Here is a 1,673-nt window from a genome sequence, read left to right on the forward strand (position 1 = left end):
CAAGTTGTACGACAGTTAATAAATAATACTGGCCTCTTTTGAGGTCAGTTGCTTTTTACGAGTGAGAAAAAATGACGACAATTGCCATTATTGATTATGGTATGGGCAATTTGCATTCGGTTTCGAAGGCATTTGAACACGTAGCGCCTGATGCAAAAGTCCTTGTAACTTCGGATGCGGATACGATTCGTGCATCAGATAAGGTTGTTTTGCCTGGTGTAGGCGCTATGCGCGATTGCATGGCTGAAATTAAGCGTTTGGGCTTTGATAGCTTAAGCATGGAAGTTTCCAAGGACAGACCTTTTTTGGGTATTTGTGTTGGCATGCAAGCTTTGCTTCAACATAGCCAGGAGAATGGAGGCGTTGATTGTATCGGTGCCTTCCCAGGCGATGTTTTGCATTTTGGCGAAAGCTTGTATGAAGAGAACGATAAGGGCGAGAAGGTTCGTTTGAAAGTACCGCATATGGGGTGGAATCAGGTGGTGCAGAATGGTGATCACCCTATGTGGCATAAGATCTCAGATGCCTCGCGTTTTTACTTTGTCCATAGCTATTACGTAGCGGCTGATCATCAATACTTGGCAGGTTCGGCCCAATACGGGAAGTCTATCGCTGCGGCACTTAGCCGAGATAGCATTTTTGCAGTTCAGTTTCACCCTGAAAAGAGCCAGCATGCAGGTTTACAGCTACTCAAGAATTTTGCGAACTGGTCTGGAAAATAGAAGGTACTAGTCAAGCGATGAATATCCTACCCTCAATTAACCTAATGCAGGCTAAATGTGTGCATGTGTCTGGTCATCACCTTGATCAGACCAAAGTTTACTCCGATGATGCGACAGACCTTGCCGGGCGTTGGATGGATGCCGGTGTGCAGGACCTTTATGTGTTTGACGTAGATGGTGCAATTCAGGGGCGGACGGCTCATGCAGAAATGATCGTTTCGATCGCTCAGCGTTTTCCAAATCTAAATTTACATGTTGAAGGTGGAATTCGTAGTGAATCTGAAGTTGAGCATTACCTGAAGTCTGGTATTAGAACAGTGACCTTAGGAACTAAAGCTATAGAAGATCCTGCGTTTATTGCTGAAATGTGTAAGCGCTTTCCTGAGCGCATTACGGTGAGCCTGTCACTGCTAGAGGGTCAGGTGTGTACACATGGTTGCCAGAAAACGTCACCAGTTACTGCCGAAACCTGGGCGCAGCAATTAAGTGCTGCTGATATTTCTGCTCTGGTTTATCGAGACCTTGGGCGTATAGGGAGCTGTCAGGGTGTTAATCTCGACGAGGCTATTAAGCTTGCTGAAGTCTCTCGCGTACCATTGTGGGTGACTGGCGGGGTAGCAGATATGGATGATATTCGTGCATTGTATTCCGAGTCTGAAGTGGGTATCGAAACCGTATTGGTTTCACGAGCTTTGGATGAAAAAGCCTTAAGCCTTAAAGAGGCTCAAGACTATTGTGAAGATTGAAATTATAAGTGGAGAGCTAGTTAATGGGCTTGGCTAAAAGAATTATTCCCTGTTTGGATGTTGATGAAGGGCGCGTTGTAAAGGGCGTACAGTTTGTTGATATCCGTGACGCAGGTGACCCGGTAGAAGTTGCCAAAAAGTATGATGAGCAAGGGGCTGATGAAATCACCTTTTTGGACATCACAGCGAGTCACCAAGGCCGTGA

At 45.8% G+C, this 1,673-nt stretch carries 3 protein-coding genes; all 3 read left to right on the forward strand.

The window, feature by feature from the left end; all coding sequences use genetic code 11:
• The first annotated feature begins 71 nt into the window (after positions 1-71).
• Positions 72-722, forward strand: a complete 651-nt coding sequence (hisH, locus tag A3735_RS02790) for an imidazole glycerol phosphate synthase subunit HisH (protein ID WP_068511277.1) — start codon at positions 72-74, stop codon at positions 720-722.
• Positions 723-739: 17 nt separating this feature from the next.
• Entirely contained in the window at positions 740-1,468 is a 729-nt protein-coding gene (locus A3735_RS02795; protein ID WP_068511275.1) for a HisA/HisF-related TIM barrel protein, read from the forward strand.
• A gap of 23 nt (positions 1,469-1,491) precedes the next feature.
• Positions 1,492-1,673, forward strand: a 182-nt coding sequence (locus A3735_RS02800) for a HisA/HisF-related TIM barrel protein (protein ID WP_255375127.1), incomplete at its 3' end; no start/stop codon positions are given.

Source organism: Oleiphilus sp. HI0061 (assembly GCF_001635675.1).